The organism is Mesorhizobium shangrilense (assembly GCF_028826155.1).
Lineage (GTDB): Bacteria > Pseudomonadota > Alphaproteobacteria > Rhizobiales > Rhizobiaceae > Arvimicrobium > Arvimicrobium flavum.
Window position 1 is genome coordinate 1,835,199 of sequence record NZ_JAQGPN010000001.1, and the last position, 18,584, is coordinate 1,853,782.

General features: G+C 64.7%; 20 protein-coding genes. 2 read left to right on the plus strand and 18 right to left on the minus strand.

All coding sequences use genetic code 11. The annotated features are described in order from the left end of the window. Positions 1 to 15 precede the first annotated feature (15 nt). The 18 genes from PD284_RS09015 to PD284_RS09100 all read right to left on the minus strand — a co-directional run bounded on the left by PD284_RS09015 (position 16) and on the right by PD284_RS09100 (position 16,587). Positions 16 to 1,011 (minus strand): flagellin N-terminal helical domain-containing protein, encoded by a 996-nt coding sequence (locus PD284_RS09015; RefSeq protein ID WP_274627869.1) that lies wholly within the window; start codon positions 1,009 to 1,011, stop codon positions 16 to 18. A 255-nt stretch (positions 1,012 to 1,266) separates the two neighbouring features. Continuing rightward, complete coding sequence (locus tag PD284_RS09020) at positions 1,267 to 2,349, minus strand: flagellin N-terminal helical domain-containing protein (RefSeq protein ID WP_274627870.1); 1,083 nt, start codon at positions 2,347 to 2,349, stop codon at positions 1,267 to 1,269. Between the two features lie 305 nt (positions 2,350 to 2,654). After that, entirely contained in the window at positions 2,655 to 3,626 is a 972-nt protein-coding gene (locus PD284_RS09025) for a flagellin N-terminal helical domain-containing protein (protein WP_274627871.1), read from the minus strand. 305 nt (positions 3,627 to 3,931) lie between these two features. Further along, positions 3,932 to 4,930, minus strand: a complete 999-nt coding sequence (locus PD284_RS09030; protein WP_274627872.1) for a flagellin N-terminal helical domain-containing protein — start codon at positions 4,928 to 4,930, stop codon at positions 3,932 to 3,934. A gap of 221 nt (positions 4,931 to 5,151) precedes the next feature. Continuing rightward, positions 5,152 to 5,883, minus strand: a complete 732-nt coding sequence (gene fliP, locus PD284_RS09035; RefSeq protein ID WP_274627873.1) for a flagellar type III secretion system pore protein FliP — start codon at positions 5,881 to 5,883, stop codon at positions 5,152 to 5,154. Next, a complete protein-coding gene (locus PD284_RS09040) occupies positions 5,880 to 6,407 on the minus strand; it encodes a flagellar basal body-associated FliL family protein (RefSeq protein WP_274627874.1) in 528 nt (175 codons plus the stop codon). Before PD284_RS09040 ends, fliP begins: the two co-directional genes overlap by 4 nt. A 23-nt stretch (positions 6,408 to 6,430) precedes the next feature. Continuing rightward, positions 6,431 to 7,135 (minus strand): flagellar basal body L-ring protein FlgH, encoded by a 705-nt coding sequence (gene flgH, locus PD284_RS09045; protein ID WP_274627875.1) that lies wholly within the window; start codon positions 7,133 to 7,135, stop codon positions 6,431 to 6,433. Beyond that, a complete protein-coding gene (locus PD284_RS09050) occupies positions 7,132 to 7,680 on the minus strand; it encodes a MotE family protein (RefSeq protein ID WP_274627876.1) in 549 nt (182 codons plus the stop codon). Before PD284_RS09050 ends, flgH begins: the two co-directional genes overlap by 4 nt. Before the next feature lie 8 nt (positions 7,681 to 7,688). Further along, a complete protein-coding gene (locus PD284_RS09055; protein WP_274630584.1) occupies positions 7,689 to 8,732 on the minus strand; it encodes a flagellar basal body P-ring protein FlgI in 1,044 nt (347 codons plus the stop codon). A 176-nt stretch (positions 8,733 to 8,908) separates the two neighbouring features. Next, the gene (gene flgA / locus PD284_RS09060) at positions 8,909 to 9,367 is read right to left on the minus strand and encodes a flagellar basal body P-ring formation chaperone FlgA (RefSeq protein WP_274627877.1); all 459 of its coding nucleotides are present in this window, start codon (positions 9,365 to 9,367) and stop codon (positions 8,909 to 8,911) included. Positions 9,368 to 9,372: 5 nt separating this feature from the next. After that, entirely contained in the window at positions 9,373 to 10,161 is a 789-nt protein-coding gene (gene flgG, locus PD284_RS09065) for a flagellar basal-body rod protein FlgG (protein ID WP_274627878.1), read from the minus strand. An 11-nt stretch (positions 10,162 to 10,172) separates the two neighbouring features. Continuing rightward, positions 10,173 to 10,496 carry a flagellar hook-basal body complex protein FliE gene (locus PD284_RS09070; protein WP_274627879.1) on the minus strand — a complete coding sequence of 108 codons (324 nt, stop codon included), beginning with the start codon at positions 10,494 to 10,496 and terminating at the stop codon, positions 10,173 to 10,175. After that, entirely contained in the window at positions 10,496 to 10,912 is a 417-nt protein-coding gene (gene flgC / locus PD284_RS09075; RefSeq protein ID WP_274627880.1) for a flagellar basal body rod protein FlgC, read from the minus strand. The genes PD284_RS09070 and flgC overlap by 1 nt, the downstream gene beginning before the upstream one ends. Before the next feature lie 5 nt (positions 10,913 to 10,917). Beyond that, positions 10,918 to 11,298, minus strand: a complete 381-nt coding sequence (gene flgB, locus PD284_RS09080) for a flagellar basal body rod protein FlgB (RefSeq protein WP_274627881.1) — start codon at positions 11,296 to 11,298, stop codon at positions 10,918 to 10,920. 93 nt (positions 11,299 to 11,391) lie between these two features. Next, entirely contained in the window at positions 11,392 to 12,009 is a 618-nt protein-coding gene (locus PD284_RS09085; RefSeq protein ID WP_274627882.1) for a hypothetical protein, read from the minus strand. Then, positions 11,990 to 13,402, minus strand: a complete 1,413-nt coding sequence (gene fliI / locus PD284_RS09090) for a flagellar protein export ATPase FliI (protein WP_274627883.1) — start codon at positions 13,400 to 13,402, stop codon at positions 11,990 to 11,992. Before fliI ends, PD284_RS09085 begins: the two co-directional genes overlap by 20 nt. A gap of 3 nt (positions 13,403 to 13,405) precedes the next feature. Then, positions 13,406 to 14,128, minus strand: a complete 723-nt coding sequence (gene flgF / locus PD284_RS09095; protein ID WP_274627884.1) for a flagellar basal-body rod protein FlgF — start codon at positions 14,126 to 14,128, stop codon at positions 13,406 to 13,408. Between the two features lie 2 nt (positions 14,129 to 14,130). Then, positions 14,131 to 16,587, minus strand: coding sequence for a DUF1217 domain-containing protein (locus PD284_RS09100; RefSeq protein ID WP_274627885.1), 2,457 nt, complete (start codon positions 16,585 to 16,587; stop codon positions 14,131 to 14,133). Positions 16,588 to 16,738: 151 nt separating this feature from the next. Between PD284_RS09100 and motA the strand changes: the two genes are divergently transcribed. Then, positions 16,739 to 17,617, plus strand: coding sequence for a flagellar motor stator protein MotA (motA, locus tag PD284_RS09105; RefSeq protein ID WP_274627886.1), 879 nt, complete (start codon positions 16,739 to 16,741; stop codon positions 17,615 to 17,617). Further along, positions 17,614 to 18,561 (plus strand): FliM/FliN family flagellar motor switch protein, encoded by a 948-nt coding sequence (locus tag PD284_RS09110; RefSeq protein ID WP_274627887.1) that lies wholly within the window; start codon positions 17,614 to 17,616, stop codon positions 18,559 to 18,561. Before motA ends, PD284_RS09110 begins: the two co-directional genes overlap by 4 nt. The last annotated feature ends 23 nt before the right edge of the window (positions 18,562 to 18,584 follow it).

An 18,584-nucleotide genomic window follows, 5' to 3' on the forward strand; every position in this document is an offset into this window, starting at 1 on the left:
GAAGGAGCTTCGTCCTCAGCCCTTGAAGAGCGCGAGAATGTTCTGGGCGTTGCCGTTGGCGATGGAAAGCGCCTGGATGCCGAGCTGCTGCTGCACCTGCAGTGCCTGCAGACGGGTCGATTCCTTGCTCATGTCTGCGTCGACAAGCTGGCCGACGCCGCGGTCGATCGAGTCCATGAGCTGGGAGACGAACGTCTTCTGTAGGTCGACACTCTTCTTGGCGGCGCCGAGCTTGGTCGCCGCGTCGGTCATTTCTGCCAAGGTCTTGTCGACGACGACCAGCATCTGTTGGATCTGCTGGTCGGAAAAGCCGACGACGTCGAGCGTCGCGATCGAATAACCGGTCGTGGCGGCGACGGTGCCGGCCACGGCCTGGGTGTGACCGTCGGTCCGCGCGCCCGTCGTCGTGTCGCGGATGCCCTCGAGAATGCCCTTGGTCTCGTTCGTCGTGGCGGCGGCGTCGAAGAGCTTGACGTCCTGGACTCCGATCTTGATCGTGGTCAGGACCACGTTGCCGTCGTTGTCGCGGTTGAAGGACGAAATGATCTGCGCGTCGTTGTGCGTGCCTGCAGCCGCGTGGCCGTTGGCCACCGTGGAGTTAACGGCCAGCCAGTTGGTGCCGGAGAAGGTGGCGCCGTCGGCATAGGACTTGAGCTGGGTCTTCAGCGTCTCGATCTCGGTCTGGATCTTGGATTTGTTGTCTTCGCTCTGCCCGACGGCGGCGACGATCTTCACCTTGATCTCGTTGGCGATCTCAACCGCCCTGTTCATCGCAGTGTAGGCGGTGTCCACCTTGGAGGCGCCGAGGCCGAGTGCGTCCTGGACTGTGGACAGCGCCTTGTTGTCGGAGCGCATGGTTGTCGCGATCGACCAATAGGCGGCGTTGTCCGCCGCTTCCGAAACCCTGAAACCGGTCGAGATGCGGCCCTGGGTGGTCTCGAGCGACCGGTTGGTGGCACTCAGGCTCTGCAACGCGGTCATCGCCGAGGCGTTCGTCATGATGCTGGTCAAAGTACTCACCCCTTCATTGTCATGGCGCCAGGACCTTGCGGTCCCCACCGTTCCACCTGGCGGACTCATTCCGGCCGGCGATTCGGTCGACCTGCCATAGGCGAATGGTTAACCATACCTACGGCATCGTGGTTAATGGCTGCTTAAGGCAATTGAAGGTTGCGAGGATTTCAGACGTGCAAAGACCGCGCTCCTTGCGGAGCGCGGCCTCGACTTGCGCCACTGGCCTGCCGCCCGAAAGGGCGGCGAACCGGCTTATCGGAAGAGCGACAGGATGCCCTGGGCGTTGCCGTTGGCGATCGACAGCGCCTGGATGCCGAGCTGCTGCTGAACCTGCAGCGCCTGGAGACGGGTCGATTCCTTGTTCATGTCGGCGTCGACGAGTTGGCCGATGCCGCGGTCGATCGAGTCCATCAGGCTCTGCGTGAACGTCTTCTGCAGGTCGACGCGGTTCTTGGCGGCGCCCAGGTTGGTGGCGGCTGTGTTCATCTCCTTGAGGGCGGAGTCGACCTTGGCCAGCATCGCGCCGATAACGCCATCCGTGGCGCCCGTGATGTCGAGATTGTGGACCGACTTGGTCACGGCGACCGTCGCACCGGCATCTGCGGCCACAGCGGCGGTCCCTGCCGCCGTCTTCGCCGCTGTATCCGTCGCGCCGCCTGCAACCTGCGTGGCGAAGGTCGTTTCATAAGCCGACTGCGCGACGGCACTGCTGTAGATGGCCGTCTCGCGGCTGAGGATGCCGCCATTCTTGAGGTTGGCGGCAGTTCCTGAATCGAACAGCTTGATGTCCTCGACCTTGATGTCGATCGTGGTGATCGAGGCGGCGCCAGCGGACGTGCGGTTGAATGCCGAGACGATCTTGACGTCCTGCTGGACGCCGGTGTCGGCGGCGGCGGCGGCGCCGGCAGCATCCCTGGTGGACGTCACCGAAAGCATGTTGGTGCCCGAGAACGTCGCTGCGTCCGCATACGCCTTCATCTGCGCCTGCAGTGCCGCGATCTCAGTCTGGATCTTGGCCTTGTCGGCATCGGTGGCGCCGGTCGCGGCAACCAGCTTCACCTTGATCTCGTTGACGGTCTCGATCGCCTTGTTCATGCCCGTGTAGGCGGTGTCGAGCTTGGAAGCGCCGAGGCCGAGTGCGTCCTGCACGGTGGACAGCGCCTTGTTGTCGGAGCGCATGGTGGTTGCGATCGACCAGTAGGCGGCGTTGTCGGCGGCTTCCGAGACGCGGTAGCCCGTCGAAATGCGGGACTGCGTTGTCTCGAGGTTCTTGTTGGTCGAATTCAGGCTCTGAAGAGCCGTCAACGCCGAAGCGTTGGTCATGATGCTGGCCATGGTAAGCGACCTTTTTGCGTGTCTTTACATACACATACCGGGCCAACCGGTGTGACGGTGCGGCATCATGCCCATGATCTCGCTTGGCGGCGATCAATCCGTCATCCGCCACTGTCCTAGCGTAGAGAGTCCTACCAAACGAGTAAGCGGGATGGTTAACGGCGGGTAAGCTGAACAGACGGTAAAGAATGCCGATCGCGGGATCGGAGAGTTGCCTGCGGCGACACGACAGGCAAAGACCGCGCTCCTTGCGGAACGCGGCCTCGATTGCGCCAGATGGCCTCCGCCCGATGGGCGGTGCTGCGTTAACGGAAGAGCGACAGGATGCCCTGTGCGTTACCGTTGGCGATCGACAGCGCCTGGATGCCGAGCTGCTGCTGGACCTGCAGCGCCTGCAAGCGGGTCGATTCCTTGTTCATGTCGGCGTCGACGAGCTGGCCGATGCCGCGGTCGATCGAGTCCATCAGGCTCTGCGTGAAGGTCTTCTGCAGGTCGATGCGGTTCTTGGCGGCGCCGAGATTGGTGGCCGCCGTGTTCATCTCCTTCAGCGCGCTCTCCACGACCATCAGCATCTCGCCGATCTGGCCATCGCTGTGCCCTGCGACCGACAGCGACGCGACCGAGTAGGTGTCGCCCGCGGCGGGGTCGTCGCCCGCAGTGGGGCTCTGCGCGGTGCCCGTGACAGCGCCGGTGGCGCCGACGCGGTCGGCGTCGAGGATGCCCTTCTTGGTCGGTGCGGCGCCGCCGTCATACAGCTTGATGTCCTCGACCTTGACGTCGATCGTCGAGATCGATGCGCTGCCGGAGGCGTCGCGGTTGAACGCGGACACGACCTTCACGTCGGCAGCCGCGCCGCTGGCATTCGAGACTGACAGCATGTTGGTGCCGGAGAAGGAGGCGGCCTCGGCATAGGCCTTCGCCTGCGCCTGGAGCGCCTTGATCTCGGTGTCGATCTTCGCCTTGTCGGCGTCGGTCGCGCCGGTGGCGGCCACCAGCTTCACCTTGATCTCGTTGACGGTCTCAATCGCCTTGTTCATGCCGGTATAGGCGGTGTCGACCTTCGATGCGCCGAGGCCGAGCGCGTCCTGAACGGTGCCCAGCGCCTTATTGTCGGAGCGCATGGTGGTCGCGATCGACCAGTAAGCGGCGTTGTCGGAGGCTTCCGCGACGCGGAAGCCCGTCGAGATGCGGGCCTGCGTGGTTTCAAGGTTCTTGTTGGTCGAATTCAGGCTCTGCAGAGCCGTCAACGCCGAGGCGTTGGTCATGATACTGGCCATGGTATTACCTACCCTGTACGCGCTTCATATGGACATACCGGATCGTCCGGTATGACGGCGCGGCATCATGCCCATGATCTCGCTTGGCGGCGATCAACCCGTCATCCGCCGAAGTCCTAACGCAGAGAATCCTACCAAGCGAGTAAGCGCAGTGGTTAACGGCGGACACCGTAAAGGGATTCTGAACCGGATCATTAAACTTCTAAGGGAAGGACGGCCGGCGGCGGAATGACAAGGGCCGCGCTCCTTGCGGAACGCGGCCCCGACTGCCCCATAGGCCCCCCGCCCGATGGGGCGGTGAACCGTTAACGGAAGAGCGACAGGATGCCCTGCGCGTTGCCGTTGGCGATCGACAGCGCCTGGATGCCGAGCTGCTGCTGAACCTGCAGCGCCTGGAGGCGGGTCGATTCCTTGTTCATGTCGGCGTCGACGAGCTGACCGACGCCGCGGTCGATCGAGTCCATCAGGCTCTGCGTAAAAGTCTTCTGCAGGTCGATGCGGTTTTTGGCGGCGCCGAGGTTGGTGGCCGCGGTGTTCATGTCCTTGAGGGCGCTTTCGACGACGGCCAGCATCTGGCCGATCTGAGCGTCGGTCGCGAAGAGCGTGCCGTTCGTGAGGGCCATGGTGTCCACCTGGAAGGTGTCGGCCTGATCGAAGGTGCCGAGCGTCACTGCATTGGCTGCGGCTGGCGTGGAGACGACACCCGCCGCGTCCACCGCACGTTCGGAGTTCAGGATGCCCTTCTTGATCGCGGCGGCGCCGCCGGTCTCGTAGAGCTTGATGTCGTCGACCTTGACGTCGATCGTCGTGATCGAAGCATCGCCCGCCGCCGAACGGTTGAAGGCGGACACGATCTTGACGTCGGCAGCCGCGGTGGCCGCGGCAGCGCTCTTCACCGACAGCATGTTGGTGCCGGAGAAGGTCGCGGCGTCAGAATAGGCCTTCATCTGGCTCTGAAGAGCCTTGATCTCGGTCTGGATCTTGGCCTTGTCGGCGTCGGTGGCGCCGGTCGCGGCAACCAACTTCACCTTGATCTCGTTGACGGTTTCGATCGCCTTGTGCATGCCCGTGTAGGCAGTGTCGACCTTCGACGCGCCGAGGCCCAGCGCATCCTGCACGGTGCCGAGCGCCTTGTTGTCGGAACGCATGGTGGTCGCAATCGACCAGTACGCGGCGTTGTCAGCCGCTTCCGCGACGCGGAAGCCCGTCGAGATGCGGGATTGCGTGGTTTCAAGGTTCTTGTTGGTTGAATTCAGACTCTGAAGAGCCGTCAACGCCGAAGCGTTGGTCATGATACTCGCCATGGGACACCTACCCGATACGCGCGTTTACTTTGACATACCGGACTGTCCGGTATGACGGCGCGGCATCATGCCCATGATCTGCGATGGTCGCGATCAACCCGTCATCTACAAACCATCATGGCATGGAGATTCTACCAAACGCATAAGGCGATTGGTTAGCGCGAGGTTAACAGCGCGGGCGAGCCAGCGGATTCTCGTGCGATATCAGACGCTAGAAGAACTCAGGTGAATGATCGAACGAGGCTGCCCACCAGGAGGTTCCAGCCGTCGATCAGCACGAAGAACAAGATCTTGAACGGCAGCGATACCACGGTCGGCGGCAACATCATCATGCCCATCGCCATGGTGATGGTGGACACGATGAGGTCGATGACGAGGAAGGGAAGCACGATCAGGAAGCCGATCTCGAAGCCGCGTCGAATTTCGGAGATCATGAAGGCGGGGACGAGGATGCGCAGGTCGACCGATACCGTCGAGACGGTCTGGCCGCGTTCCCGCGCCAGGTCGGCAAAGAGGTTGAAGTCCTTCTCGCGGACGTTCTTCACCATGAAGTCGCGGAACGGGCTGGAGATGCGGTCGACCGCCTCCGCCTGCGTGATCTGGTTGTCCATCAGGGGACGCACGCCGTTGGTCCACGCCTGGTCGAACGTCGGCGCCATCACGTAGAAGGTCATGAACAGCGAGAGGCTGATTAGCACAAGATTGGCGGGCGTCGTCTGCAATCCGATGCCGGCGCGCAGGATCGAGAACGCGATGATGAAGCGCGTGAAGCTCGTCGTCATGATGAGCAGCCCCGGCGCTACCGACAGGATGGTCAACAGGCCGAACATCTGGATGATGTAGCCTACCGTCGTCCCGTCGGCCTGGGCGATGCCGCCGAGGTCGATCTGCTGGGCGAACGTGGCGCTGCTGCCTGCCAGCAGCAATGCGAAGGTGAGGACGAGCTTTTTCATTCGAGCAGGAAGGTGCGGATGAGAACGCGCTTCACCGTGCCCTGGCTGCGCAATCGGGCCCGCTCCTCCAGGTCCGTGCGCAGGTGGAGGAAGCCGCTGGCTCCCTCGATCTGATGCAGTTTCAGCGTGCGCACGTAGGTGATCAGGTCCTGGTGGATGGCATCGGCGAGGCCCGGATCCTCCGGAGCGTTGTCGAAGACAAGCGAAAGCTCCATGCGAACCCAGGTGTCGGCGGGCTGAGCAAGATTGGTGGTGATGGGGGCGAGCGGAACGATCGTCAGTTGAGCCGGTGCGGCGCGGTCCCCCGCGGCCTCATTGGCGCCGGCCGCCCCCGCGTCATGGCCAGGTTCCGCACCAACAGGGCTTTCAGTCTTGCTCGGCATCGAAGGCTGGCTGCCGCGCATGTAGCCTCCAGCGAACCATCCTCCGCCGATGGCGACGCCGGTCATCGCCAGCAGCACGGCAAGCTGGATGATCAGCGACGGCCCCTTCTTCGCTGCGGGTTCCTGATCGATTACGGCCACGGCCATGGTCTCCGAGCCCGCGCCTAAAACGGGGAAATGTTGTCGAGGATCTGCGTGCCGTAGGGTGGCTGCTGAACCTCGGTCAGACGGCCGCGTCCCCCATAGGAGATGCGGGCCTCGGCGATGCGCTCGTAGGGGATCGTGTTGTTCGGTCCGATGTCGGAAGGCCGCACGATGCCTCCAATGGTCAGGATGCGCAGCTCGGCGTTGACGCGGACCTCCTGGGAACCCTGGATCATCATGTTGCCGTTCGGGAAGACCTGGGTGACGACCGCTGCGACGGAAAGCTCGAGCCGTTCGGAGCGTTCGGTCGTGCCTGCGCCAGACGCCTCGGTGTTGGCGTCGATGTTGATGTTGCCCGCGCCTTCGGTCTTGGCGCCCTCCCACTCGAAGCCCAGGCCAAAGCCGAGATCGCGGCTGGTGGAGCGGTTGCGCTCGGATTCGTTCTTGAAGCGGGCGCGATCGTCGATCGAGATCTCCACGGTCAGGATGTCGCCCGGCCTCAGAGCGCGCGGATCGGTGAACAGGCGGCTCTGGCGATCGTTCCAAAGCGAGAAGCGTCCGGGAGCCGCTGACGGCGCATCCGGATATTGCGAGATCGAGCCGGTGGTGTCGTCGATGCCGCTGCCGACCGGCGACAGCGCCGGCGGCCTGCCGATCTCGTTGACGGGCGTGGCGCAGCCGTAGAGCGCGGCGAGGAACAGCAAGGGAAGCGTGCGGCGGATCATGTTGGGTCTTCCCGTCTGACGACGCTGGCCATTATCGTGGTCAGGACCGCCGCTTCCTTGCTCTTCATCTCGTTGAGGATGACGCTCGCCTTGCGCGTGTCGAGCTTGATCAGGATGCCGGCGGCGAGGTCCGGCTTGAGCTCCGCCAGGCGTTCGGCGGCGGCGTCAGGCTTCATGCCGCCATAGATCTTGACCAGCCCGTCCTGCGCCTGGGCGAGAAACGCCTCGCGCTTCTTCATCCAGGTCTCATACTCGACGCGCTTGGCGTCGAGCGCCTTCATGCGTTCGTCGATCTCGGCCTGCAGCTGCTCCAGCTCTTTCGCCTGGAGCGCATAGCGGCGGTCGCGCGCCGCGTCGGCGATGTTGCCGCAGAAGCGCTGGATCTCGTCGGCGGAGCCTTCACTGGCGGGCGCCGCCACGACCGGCTGAGGCCCGACCTGGCGGACGGCGTCGGCCGTTTGCGTGGACGCCGGCAGGCAGAAGAGCAGCAAGCCCGCGGACGCCGCGAAGGCCAGCCTGATCGGGGAGAGCGCTAAGACCGTCATGATGGCGCCTACTGCAGCACCAGGTCGGCCTGGAGCGCGCCTGCCGACTTGATGGATTGGAGGATGGCGATGATGCCGTCGGGCTTCACACCGAGCTTGTTGAGCCCACCCACCAGCGTCTCCAGATTGGGACCGTTGAGCAGGCCGACCGTGGCGTCGGGCTGCGCCGCATCGATCACGGTATAGTCCTCGACGGCGGTCTCGCCGTCGGAGAAGGGATCCGGCTGGACGACACGCGGCATTTCGGTGATGCGCACCGTCAGCGTGCCGTGGCTGATGGCGACGCGGGAAATCTTGACGTCCTGGCCGATCACGATCGTGCCCGTGCGTTCGTCGACGACGACGCGCGCCGGCATGTCGACCTCGACGGGAAGGGTCTCCAGCATGGCGTAGAAACGCGCGCTGGAGATCTTGGCAGGTTGCTCGATGATGACGGTCTTGGCGTCCTGCTCGTAGGCGAGGCGCTTGCCGAACCGATCCTTGGTGAAGGCATTGATGGTATCGGCGATCTTCACGGCGGTCGAGAAGTCGGCGTTGCGCAGCTCCAGCTTCAAGTTGGTCTGGTAGGCGAACTTCTCGTTGATCTCGCGCTCGACGATGGCGCCGTTGGGGACGCGTCCGGCCGTGGGCACGCCCTGGGTCAGCTTTTCCGCCGCACCTTGCGCGTTGAAGCCGGTAACGATGACCGGGCCCTGCGCCACGCCATAGATCTCACCGTCCGCGGCCTTGAGCGGTGTCATGATCAGGGTGCCGCCGGCGAGCGAGGTGGCATCGCCCATCGAGGATACGGTGACGTCCATGCGCGCGCCGGTCGAGACGAAGGCGGGGAAGTTGGCGGTCACGATGACGGCGGCGACGTTCTTGGCGCGCGCCCGGCCGCCTTCGGAGGCGATGCCGAGGTTCTCGAGCATGGCGCGAATCGATTGCTCGGTGAAGGGCGAGTTGCGCAGGCTGTCGCCGCTTCCCTGCAGGCCGATGACGAGACCGTAGCCAACCAGCTGGTTCTCGCGGGCGCTCTGCAGATTGGCAATGTCCTTGATGCGCGTGACCATGCCGCCACGCGCGGGCAGGGCCGGGCCGCCGCGGCGGTCGTAGCCGCCATAGATGCCGTCGCGGTCTCCGCCAGGGCTGGCTGGCGCCCATTTGCCGCCGTCAAGGTCGGCCGCCAGGGCCGGGGCGGGAATCAGCGAGGCAGCCAAGAGGACAGCCAGGATCGCGCGGCGGAACATCAGGCGCCGACCCTCACAGTGCCGCTGCCGGTGACGATTGCCGTGAAGACCTTGCCGCTGTCCATATTACGCACCTTGACGACGTCGCCGACGGCGCCGGATTGCAGGCAGATCACCGTGGCCGATATCTGGAGGGGGCCTGCCTCGAAAAGGACCTGCACCGGCGAGCCCTGCTCGACCAGATGCGCCTCGCGGAGCGAATTGACGGGGACGTAGCGGTTGGGCAGCAGCGTGCGCCGCGCCACCTTGCCGTCGAGATCGTCGGCGCGGAAGGCCACGTCGGCGGGTATCTGCTTGCCGGGCTTCAGCACCACCTCGCGCAGCGCCGAGATCGTGACCGTCTCGCCGGGATAGATGGTGCGCACCGGCACCAGTACGGTCTCCGAGGCGAAGGCGGGCAGGGCGGCAGCCGTTACGGCCGCCGCGAGGGCTGCGATGCGGAAAGCGCGGCGGATCATCCCTGTCACCGGATGTTCTTGGAGACGACGGCGGCCATCTCGTCGGCGGCCTGGATGACCTTCGAGTTCATCTCGTAGGCGCGCTGCGCCGAGATCAGCTCGGTGATCTCCTTCACCGGATCGACGTTGGAATCTTCGAGATAGCCCTGCTGGACCGTCGCGAAGCCGGGATCGCCGGGCACGCCGACATTGGCGGCGCCGGACGCCTCCGTCTCCTGGAACAGGTTGTCGCCGAGCGGCGCGAGGCCTGCCTCGTTGGCAAAGGTGGCGAGCGTCAGCTGGCCGATCTCCTGGACTTCGGCTTCGCCGTCGAAACGGGCGAACACCTGTCCGCTCTTGTTGACGATGATCGAGATCGCGTCCGCCGGGACGGTGATCGCCGGCACGACGGGGTAACCGTCGGGGGTCACGATCTGGCCCGTCGCGTCGGTATTGAAGGCGCCTGCGCGCGTGTAGAGCGTCTGGCCGTCGGCGCCTTCGATCTGGAACCAGCCGGTGCCGGTCAGGGCGAGGTCGAACTGGTTGCCGGTCTGGTTGAGCGCGCCCTGCACGTTGACGTTGCGGATCGCCGTCGTCTGGACGCCAAGGCCGATGCTGACGCCTTCCGGCACCATGCCGCTGTTGGAGCGGCTGGGCACGCCCTGGGTCCGGTCGGTCTGATAGAGGAGATCGGTGAACTCCGCCCGCGCCCGCTTGAAGCCGGTGGTGTTGATGTTGGCGATGTTGTTGGCGATGACCTCGAGGTTGGTCTGCTGGGCGGTCATGCCGGTTGCGGCGATTGCAAGCGCTCTCATACGGTACTCCTTCAGATCGCCATGCGGCTGACGTCGAGATAGGCGGAGATGATCTTGTCGCGGATGGCGACCGCAGCCTGGAGCGACTGCTCGGCGCTCATCACGGCGTCGACCACCTCGCGTGTGTCCGCGTCCCCCTGCAGCGCCTTCACCGAGGCGGCTTCGGCGTTGTTCAGCGTGTCTACGGTGCGATTGGCGGCGGCGGCGAGCAGATCGGTGAAGGATGGCCCGGTCGCGGCCTCGGCGGCGGAGGCCAGCCTGTCGGCAGAGCCGGTCGCAAATCCGGCGCCGCCGATAGTCAGTTTCTGTTCGATGTTCCCGATGGCGCCGATCATCACTGGCTCCGCATCAGGTCGATGGTCATGGAGATCAGTTCGCGCGCCTGCCGGATGATCTGCAGATTGGCCTCATAGGAGCGATTGGCCTCGCTCATGTCGGTCATCTCTATCAGCGTGTTGACGTTCGGCATCTTGACGAAGCCGTTCTCGTCGGCGGCCTGGTTGCCCGGCTGGAATTCCAGCGGGAAAGCGCCTGCGTCGCGCCCGATCGAGGTGACGTTCACGACCGATCCGCCGCTTGCCCGGTCGAGCTCGGCCGCGAAGGTTATGGTCTTGCGGCGATACGGATCGCTGCCGGGCGTCTCGCCCGTCGATTGGGCGTTGGCGATGTTCTCCGAAACGACGCGAAGCCGCTCGGATTGCGCCGCAAGGCCCGATGCGCCGACTTTCAATGCGGTCGTAAGAGCATCCATGGGGATCAGCCCTTCATGCTCGTCAACGCCATGCGATGGAACGCCTTGACGATGGCCGTGTTGAGCTCCATGCCGCGGCGGATCTCGCCAGACTTCATAAGTTCCTTCTCGAGCACCACGGTGTTCTTCGAAGGCATCAGCGCCTGGCTGGTGTCTTCCTGCGTGACCTTGAAACCGTCCGCCGACGAATTGCCCGCGAGGTGCGCGGGGTTGGTCGACGCCAGTGTCACGCGCGTATTGTCAAGGACGCGCTGGAACGGCTCGATCTCGGCGGTTCCGTAGCCCGGCGTGTTGACGTTCGCGACGTTGCCAGCCACCGCCGACTGCCGCACGGCAAGCCAGCGCGACTGCTGCGAAGCAAGGTCGAAAAGGTTGACGGGATCCATGCGTGTCTCCGGACGATGAACAGAGACTATGCGTCCAGTCTTGCGTGGACCTTGCCAAGCGCTCTGGGCGCGCTGGATCGGAGCCCGGAGAGTTCAGTCGGAGGCGACAAGCACCTTGTCGCCGCTGGTCACCAGAACCCAATCCCCGTCGCGTCGTTCGATGCGCTCCACGCGGGTCCGGTCGGGCAGTCGCGATCCGCGCTGGACGACCCAGATGCCGGTGTCGTCCTCGATCATGGCGCGGCCCGCCGTGACGTGCAGCACCCTGTAGGTCGAGACATCTTCCGGGAACGGCTGTTCGACCGCCGGCTGTGGCGGCGAGAACGTCCGCGGCAGGCTGCCCGTGGCATCGTAGTCCAGTTCGAAGTCCGGGATGCCGATGATGCGGACCTCGGAGTTGCCGCGCGGGAGCAACGGCGTCGCGGTCGCGTCATCGCCGTTCGCCTCGACCTCCGTCGCCTCGAACTTCATGGCGGGCGGACCGAACTTCTCCTGGTTGAAGAAGATGTACCAGGGGAACAGCGCGCAGGTGACGCCGAGCGCAATGCCCGACGCGGCGATGACGAAATCGTGGCGCGTGCTGGCTCCATTCTTCCCCGATCTGGATGCGCCACGCGCGCTCGCACGACCAAACATCCGGCGCCAGAAAGGCGTTGCGGCATCGGCCGATCGCATGGCGGGAGCTTCGCGCTCAGGCTGTCTGGGGGACATTGGCTCTTTCCCTGGCCTTGAGATGGCGCGCTAGATCGCCGAAGGCGTCGACAGACGGCTTGTCCCGGGGCGATTGTCCCAGCGCATCATAGATCACCGGCACCTGGCGCACGGCGGCGTCGAGTTCGGCGTCCGCGCCGGGCTGATAGGCGCCAAGCAGCCGGATGTCGCGTGTGTCCTCGAAACGCGAGATCATCGCCTTGAGACGCGTGACGAGCAGACGCTGGTCGTCCGTCCAGGCCTTCGGCGCAAGCCGCGAGATCGACGCCAGCGGATTGACCGGCGGGTAGCGGCCTTGTTCGGCGATCGTGCGGTCAAGCACGATGTGGCCGTCGAGGATGCCGCGCACGCAGTCGGCGACAGGATCATTGTGGTCGTCGCCGTCCACCAGCACGGAGATGATCGCTGTGATCGAGCCCGAACCAGCCGCGCCAGGGCCCGCGCGTTCGAGCAGCTTGGGCAATTCGGTGAATACCGAGGCTGGATAACCGCGAGCCACCGGAGCCTCGCCCGCCGCGGTCGCGACTTCGCGTAGCGCATGGGCGTAGCGGGTGATGGAGTCGAGGATGACCAGCACGCGATGTCCCTGGTCGCGAAAATGTTCAGCCACGCGCATTGCGGTTTCGGGTGCGCGCTTGCGCATCATCGGGTTCTCGTCGCTGGTGGCGACGACGGCGACGGTCTTCGCCATCGCGCTGCCGATCGTGTCCTCCAGGAATTCGCGCACTTCGCGCCCGCGTTCGCCGATCAGGGCCACGACGACGGTGTCGAAAGCTTCAGCGGCCGCCAGCATGGCGAGCAGGGTGGACTTGCCGACACCCGATCCGGCGAAGACGCCGAGACGCTGGCCGAAGCAGATGGGCGTGAAGATGTCGATGACCTTTACGCCCGTCGAAAAACCTGTTCCGACGCGTTCGCGCGAGAGGGCGGGAGGGACCCCGCCGTCGCCCAACGCTCCCGTCGGCACGCCACCGATGAGCGGAGGGCCGCTGTCGATGCCGCGGCCCAGCGCATCGATGCTGCGACCCCGCCAAGCGTTGTCCGGCGACAGGATGAACGGTCCGGTGTTGAAGACCGGATCGCCGACCCCCGCATCGGCACTGCGCTCGAACGGAGAGACGGTCACCCCGTCGGTGGTGACCCGCACGATCTCGCCGCGTCGCGTCATACCGCGGCTGCGGTGCTCGACGACGTCGCCGAGGCGCGAGCCGGCCGACATACCGCGCACCTGGTAGCCGGTGCTCGTCACCTCGCAGATGCGCCCGCCCAGCCTGACCAGGGATGCCGGATCGGAATAGAGACCCTGGATGCGCTCCAGAAGGAGGAGCGGATTGTCGCCCTCCTGTCCTGCGGCCAGTCCGCGTGGCGGGGGTACTGCTTCTGCCTGCGACATAGCTTACTTCGACCCGAGGGTCTTGATGGCTTCGTCGAAGCTGGCGCTCGTGCTGCGAATGGCCGCGGCCGTGTTCTCGAAGGCCCGCTGGACCATGATCAGGCGCGTTATCTCGAGAACCGGATTGACGTTCGAATCTTCGAGGAAACCCTGGGCGACACCGGCATCGATGCGGTCGACGATAGGTTCAGGCTCGGTGGCCGGCACGATGCCAGAGTTGCCGAAGCGCTGGAAATTCTGGCCTGGATCGAAGGTGAACAGGCCGATGGCGCCGACCTGCACGCCGTTCTGGCTCATCATGCCGTCGGCGCCGACGCTGGGCTGGCCGTTGCGGGGATCGAGCTGGAGCGGCGCGCCGCCGGCGTCGAGCACACGGTAGCCCTGGTGCGTAACCAACTCCCCCGCGTCGTTCATCTCGAAGCGACCGTCGCGGGTCATCACCGTTCCGACCGGCGTCTCGATGCCGAACCAGGCGTCGCCCTGCACCGCGAAGTCGAACGGATTGCCGGTCTGTCGGAGCGAGCCGGTTGCACCCGACAGGAAGGTGTCGCCGGCGGAGGCGAAGGACACTCGCTCGTTGCCAAGTCCGGACACGAGATCCTCGAACTTCACGCCGGTGGCGCGAAAGCCGACGGTGCTGGAGTTTGCGACATTGTCGGCGATTGTCGTCAATCGCTTCTCCAGCGCGATCTGGGACGAAAGCGCGACATAAAGGGCGTTCTGCATTGCTACCGCCGAAGGTTCTGGATGGCGAAGAGGGTGTCGGCGGAGACGCCGTAGCCGGCGGGGGACGGCGCGATCAGCGAGGCGGCGAGCGACGCCGCGGTCGGTGCGCTGGGGTTGCCGATCTCCCACATGCTGGTGAAGCGGGTGAGGAACTTCGCCAGCTTGTCAGGTTCGCTGAAGTCCTGAATGTCGAGCCTGCTCTCGAACAGTTTGACCTGCCTGTCGAGGTCGGCGTTCGCGAAGGAATCCGGAAGGCTGAGGACCGTGCGCGCCACCTTGGCCAAAGCCGGATCCGCCAGGACCTCGTAGAAATTCGAGATCTTCGGTGCCTTGCGCTCGAAATAAAGCGCGAGCCGAACGCCTTCGTTGGTGTTGCCGGCATTTTCCTCGAGCGTCTGACGCATGAACTTGTCGATAGTCGGCTTCAGCGCGAGGCTGAAGGTGGTCGTCTCCTCTCCGTGCTCGACGAAGTTGAAGGCCGACACGAAGGCGACCCAGCGGCTGTCGCCGGACTTCTTGGCGGGGCTGTCCTCTTCCTTGACGCCGCCCTCCAGCATCTGCCGGATCTTGGCCGGGCTCTGGTCAGCGGGGTCGAAGCCATAGGAGACCAGGGCGTAGTTCAACAGCCGCTTGTCGGCCATCAGGTCGTCGATCGATTCGAGCTTCCCGACATTGGCCTTGTAGTAGTCGGTCTCCGCCTTGACGTAGGCGGCAGGCAGCTTGACGAGGCCGAGATCGCGCATGGTGTCGTAGCGCGTCGGCGTGGCTTCCAGCACGGCGGCCTGCGAGGTCGTGTTCACGCCGTGCGTCTTGAAGTCGAACGCGGCGACGAACCGCGCATAGCTCTTGTCGTCAAGCAGGTTGGCCGGGCTGGTGGGGCTGTCGACGCCGCCCACCAGCATCTTGCGGATCGTGTCCTTGCCCTGCGTCGAGGCGTCGAGCCCGTAGGCCGCCGTCGCGTAGGTGAGCAGCCGGGTGTCGGCGAGCAGCTTGTCGACCGTCGTCACCTTGCCGATGTTGGCGCGGAAATAGGCCGTCTCGGGGTCGAGATTTTCGACATAGAGCCTCGGCGTCGCCTCGGTGACGGCGGCGCGCGACGTGGCGTCCGCACCATGCTGGGCAAAGTCGAAGGCCGAGACGAAGGCCGCCCAGCGCTTGTCGCTCGACTGGTTTGCCGGGCTGTTCGGGTCGGTCACGCCGCCGAGCAGCATGTCGCGGACGAGAACGCGGTTCTCGGCCTTGGCGTCCAGCCCATACGCCTTCATGGCATAGGTGATGAGCCGCTCGTTCCGCAGCAAGTCGCCCACCGACTTCACCGTGGAGATATTGGCGCGGAAATAGGCGCTTTCCGGATCCGCCTGCTGCTCCAGGTAGCGCTTTGGCGTGAGCTGCGTCGCCTCATCGCGTGAAGTGGCGGCAGCGCCATGTTCGGCAAAGTTGAAGGCGGAGACAAATGCCGCATAGCGCTTGTCGGACAGCTGATTGGCCGGACTTTGCGGATCGCTGACGCCACCGGTGAGCATCTGGAGGACGCGCTCCGGCGGTTCGGTCCTGGCGTCGAGCCCGTAGGCCGCCAGCGCGAAGGTGAGCAGGCGCTTGTCGGAGATCAGCTGGCCCGCCGTGGCCACCTTGCCGATATTGGCGGTGAAGTAGGCGACTTCGGCGCGCTGCGTGTCCGACACCCCCTTGAAGAGGACCAGTTCCGATTCCTGGATGAAGGACTGCGGCGTGCCCATCTGCACAGCCAGTCGGGACGTAGAGTCGGCTCCGTACTCGACGAAGTTGAAGACGCTGACGAAGTTGGCGAAGCGTTTGTCCCCCAGCTTGTTGGCCGGACTTTGGGGATCGGCCACCCCGCCTTCGAGCATGGCGCGCACATGGTCCTTGCCCGTCGGGTCCTGCTCCGTCGCGTAGTCGCCGAGATAGATGTTGCTGGCGGTGAGGGCGTATCGCAGCAGGCGCGCGTCGCCCAGCAGGTCGTCCACCGACTTCACATTGCCGATGTTCTCGAGGAAGTATGAGGTTTCCTCCTCGACATAGGCGTAGTTGGCCTGACCGGTGGTCAATTCCGTCTGGTATATGAAGTTCTTCGGGACGTCGGCCTGCGCGCGGTTGTAGGTGGTCGCTTCGGCGCCATTGCGCTTGAAGTCGAATGTCTTGGCGAATTCCACATACCGCTTGTCGCTCAGGCGATTGGCGAAACTGTCGGGATCGGTGACGCCGCCCTCGAGCACCTTGACCATGAACGCCTTGGCGTAGGTCATGTCTTCGAGGCCGTGCGCCTTCATGGCATAGCTGAACAGCCGGTAGTCGTTCACGAACTCGTCGATCGACGACACCTTGCCGATATTGGCCATGTAGTACTCGGTGTCGCGGCTGACGATCGGATCGCGGCCGACCCTGTCGATCGACTTCGCGATGTCGCGCATGATCAGCGAATAGCTCGTATAGGTGTTCACCAAGGCGACAGCCTTCCCGGGCGATTGTCCATCACGCCGCAAGCTACGCCCATTTCCTTGCGCGAAACTGAATCCCGCGGAGGCCCGTTCAAGCCTCACGCAAGGCACGACCCGTAATGCTACGTTGGGACGGTGACGAAAGGGCTAGTTAGTGGGCATTCTGATCGGGCTGGTGGTGACCCTGGGCTGCGTGCTCGGCGGCTTCATGGCCATGGGCGGCCACATCGGCGTGCTGATGCAGCCGTGGGAAGTCGTCATCATCGGCGGCGCCGCGCTCGGCTGCTTCCTCGTTGCCAACCCGATGAAGGTCGTCAAGGACACTGGGAAGGCCACGCTGGAGGCGTTCAAGAACGCAGTTCCCAAAGAGGCGGACTATCTCGAGACGCTCGGCGTGCTGCACAGCCTGATGCGCGAACTGCGCTCCAAATCGCGCAGCGAGGTCGAGGCTCATATCGACAATCCCGAGGAATCGGCGATCTTCCAGGCTTTCCCCGCAGTGCTGAAGAACCACGCCCTGACGCACTTCATCTGCGACTACTGCCGCATCATCATCATCGGCAATGCGCGCTCGCATGAGATCGAGGCGCTGATGGACGAGGAGATCCACACCATCCGCGGCGACAGCCTGAAGCCCTACCATGCGATGACGGCGGTGGGCGACGGCCTGCCGGCGCTCGGCATCGTGGCCGCCGTGCTCGGCGTCGTGAAGGCGATGGGCGCGCTCGACCAGTCTCCGGAAATCCTCGGCGGCCTGATCGGCGCGGCGCTGGTCGGAACCTTCCTCGGCATCTTCCTGTCCTACGCCGTCGTCGGCCCGATCGCGACCAAGATCAAGATGGTGCGCGAGAAGCAGAACCGCCTCTATGTGATCGTCAAGCAGACGTTGCTGGCTTATATGAACGGATCGCTGCCGCAGGTGGCGATCGAGTTCGGCCGCAAGACCATTTCCGCCTACGACAGGCCGTCGATCGACGCCGTTGAGCAGAGCACGATGAGCAGCGGCGCCGCCGACGTCAAGAAGGCTGCATGACGATGGCCAGCGTCGGCACTCCGGCGGAGACTAGAGACTACATCCTGGAGCGCCTGGTCGGTGAGACCGGCGAGCCGGAGCGCGTGACAAGCGCCGCCCGGTCCATGGGCGAACGCGCCATCGCACGCATCGCCGAGGGCCTTGCCAATTCGCTGGCGATAAGTCTCGAGGTGGACGTCAAGCGCGTCGACCTCACGCGATTTGCGGACGCTCGCCCCAAGCCGGCAAGCCATGCCGCCGTTACCGTCGCGGCATCTGTATCGTCGCCGGACGCCTTGATGATGGTGGTTGACGCGGGCGCGCTTTCGCTGGTCGTGAGCACCGTCTTCGGGGCCGATCCCGACATGCCCGTCACGCCGCTTGAGCGCGACCCGTCCCCGATCGAGATCGAGGTCGCGACATCGGTGTTCACCGAGGTGGCGACCGCGCTCAACGGTCATGGCCCGCGCGCCCTCGACATCAAGTTTCCGCTGCCGGCTCCGGTCTCCGGACCTGACCTGAAGAAGCTTTCGATGCGGGACACGCCGGCCGTGCGCATTGTCTTCAGCCTGACGTCGCGTGCGGGAAGCGGCGAGGTCGCAGTGGTCATGCCGCAGCGCGTGCTGCTCAAGCATCGTGCGGACGGCATTGCCGAGGGCGGCGGCGCCGCTCAGAACGCCTGGGGTGCTCGCTTTGGCGAGCAAGTCATGCGCTCGAACGTCGAGGTCGTCGCCACCATGCCCATCGCGCAGATGACGCTGGGCGAGCTCTCGACGCTGGCGATCGGGCAGGTGGTGCCGTTCGACGACGGGGCGCAGGCCAATGTCCGGCTCGCCGCGCGCGACAAGACCTTATTCACCTGCGAGTTCGGCAGGGTAGGCCAGAACCTCTCGGTGAGGGTGCGCGAGCCCTTCGAGACCGGCCACGACATCATTGACGGATTGCTGCCGGCCAACCGCGCGTAAGGCTGGAAAAGGAGCGGAGACGA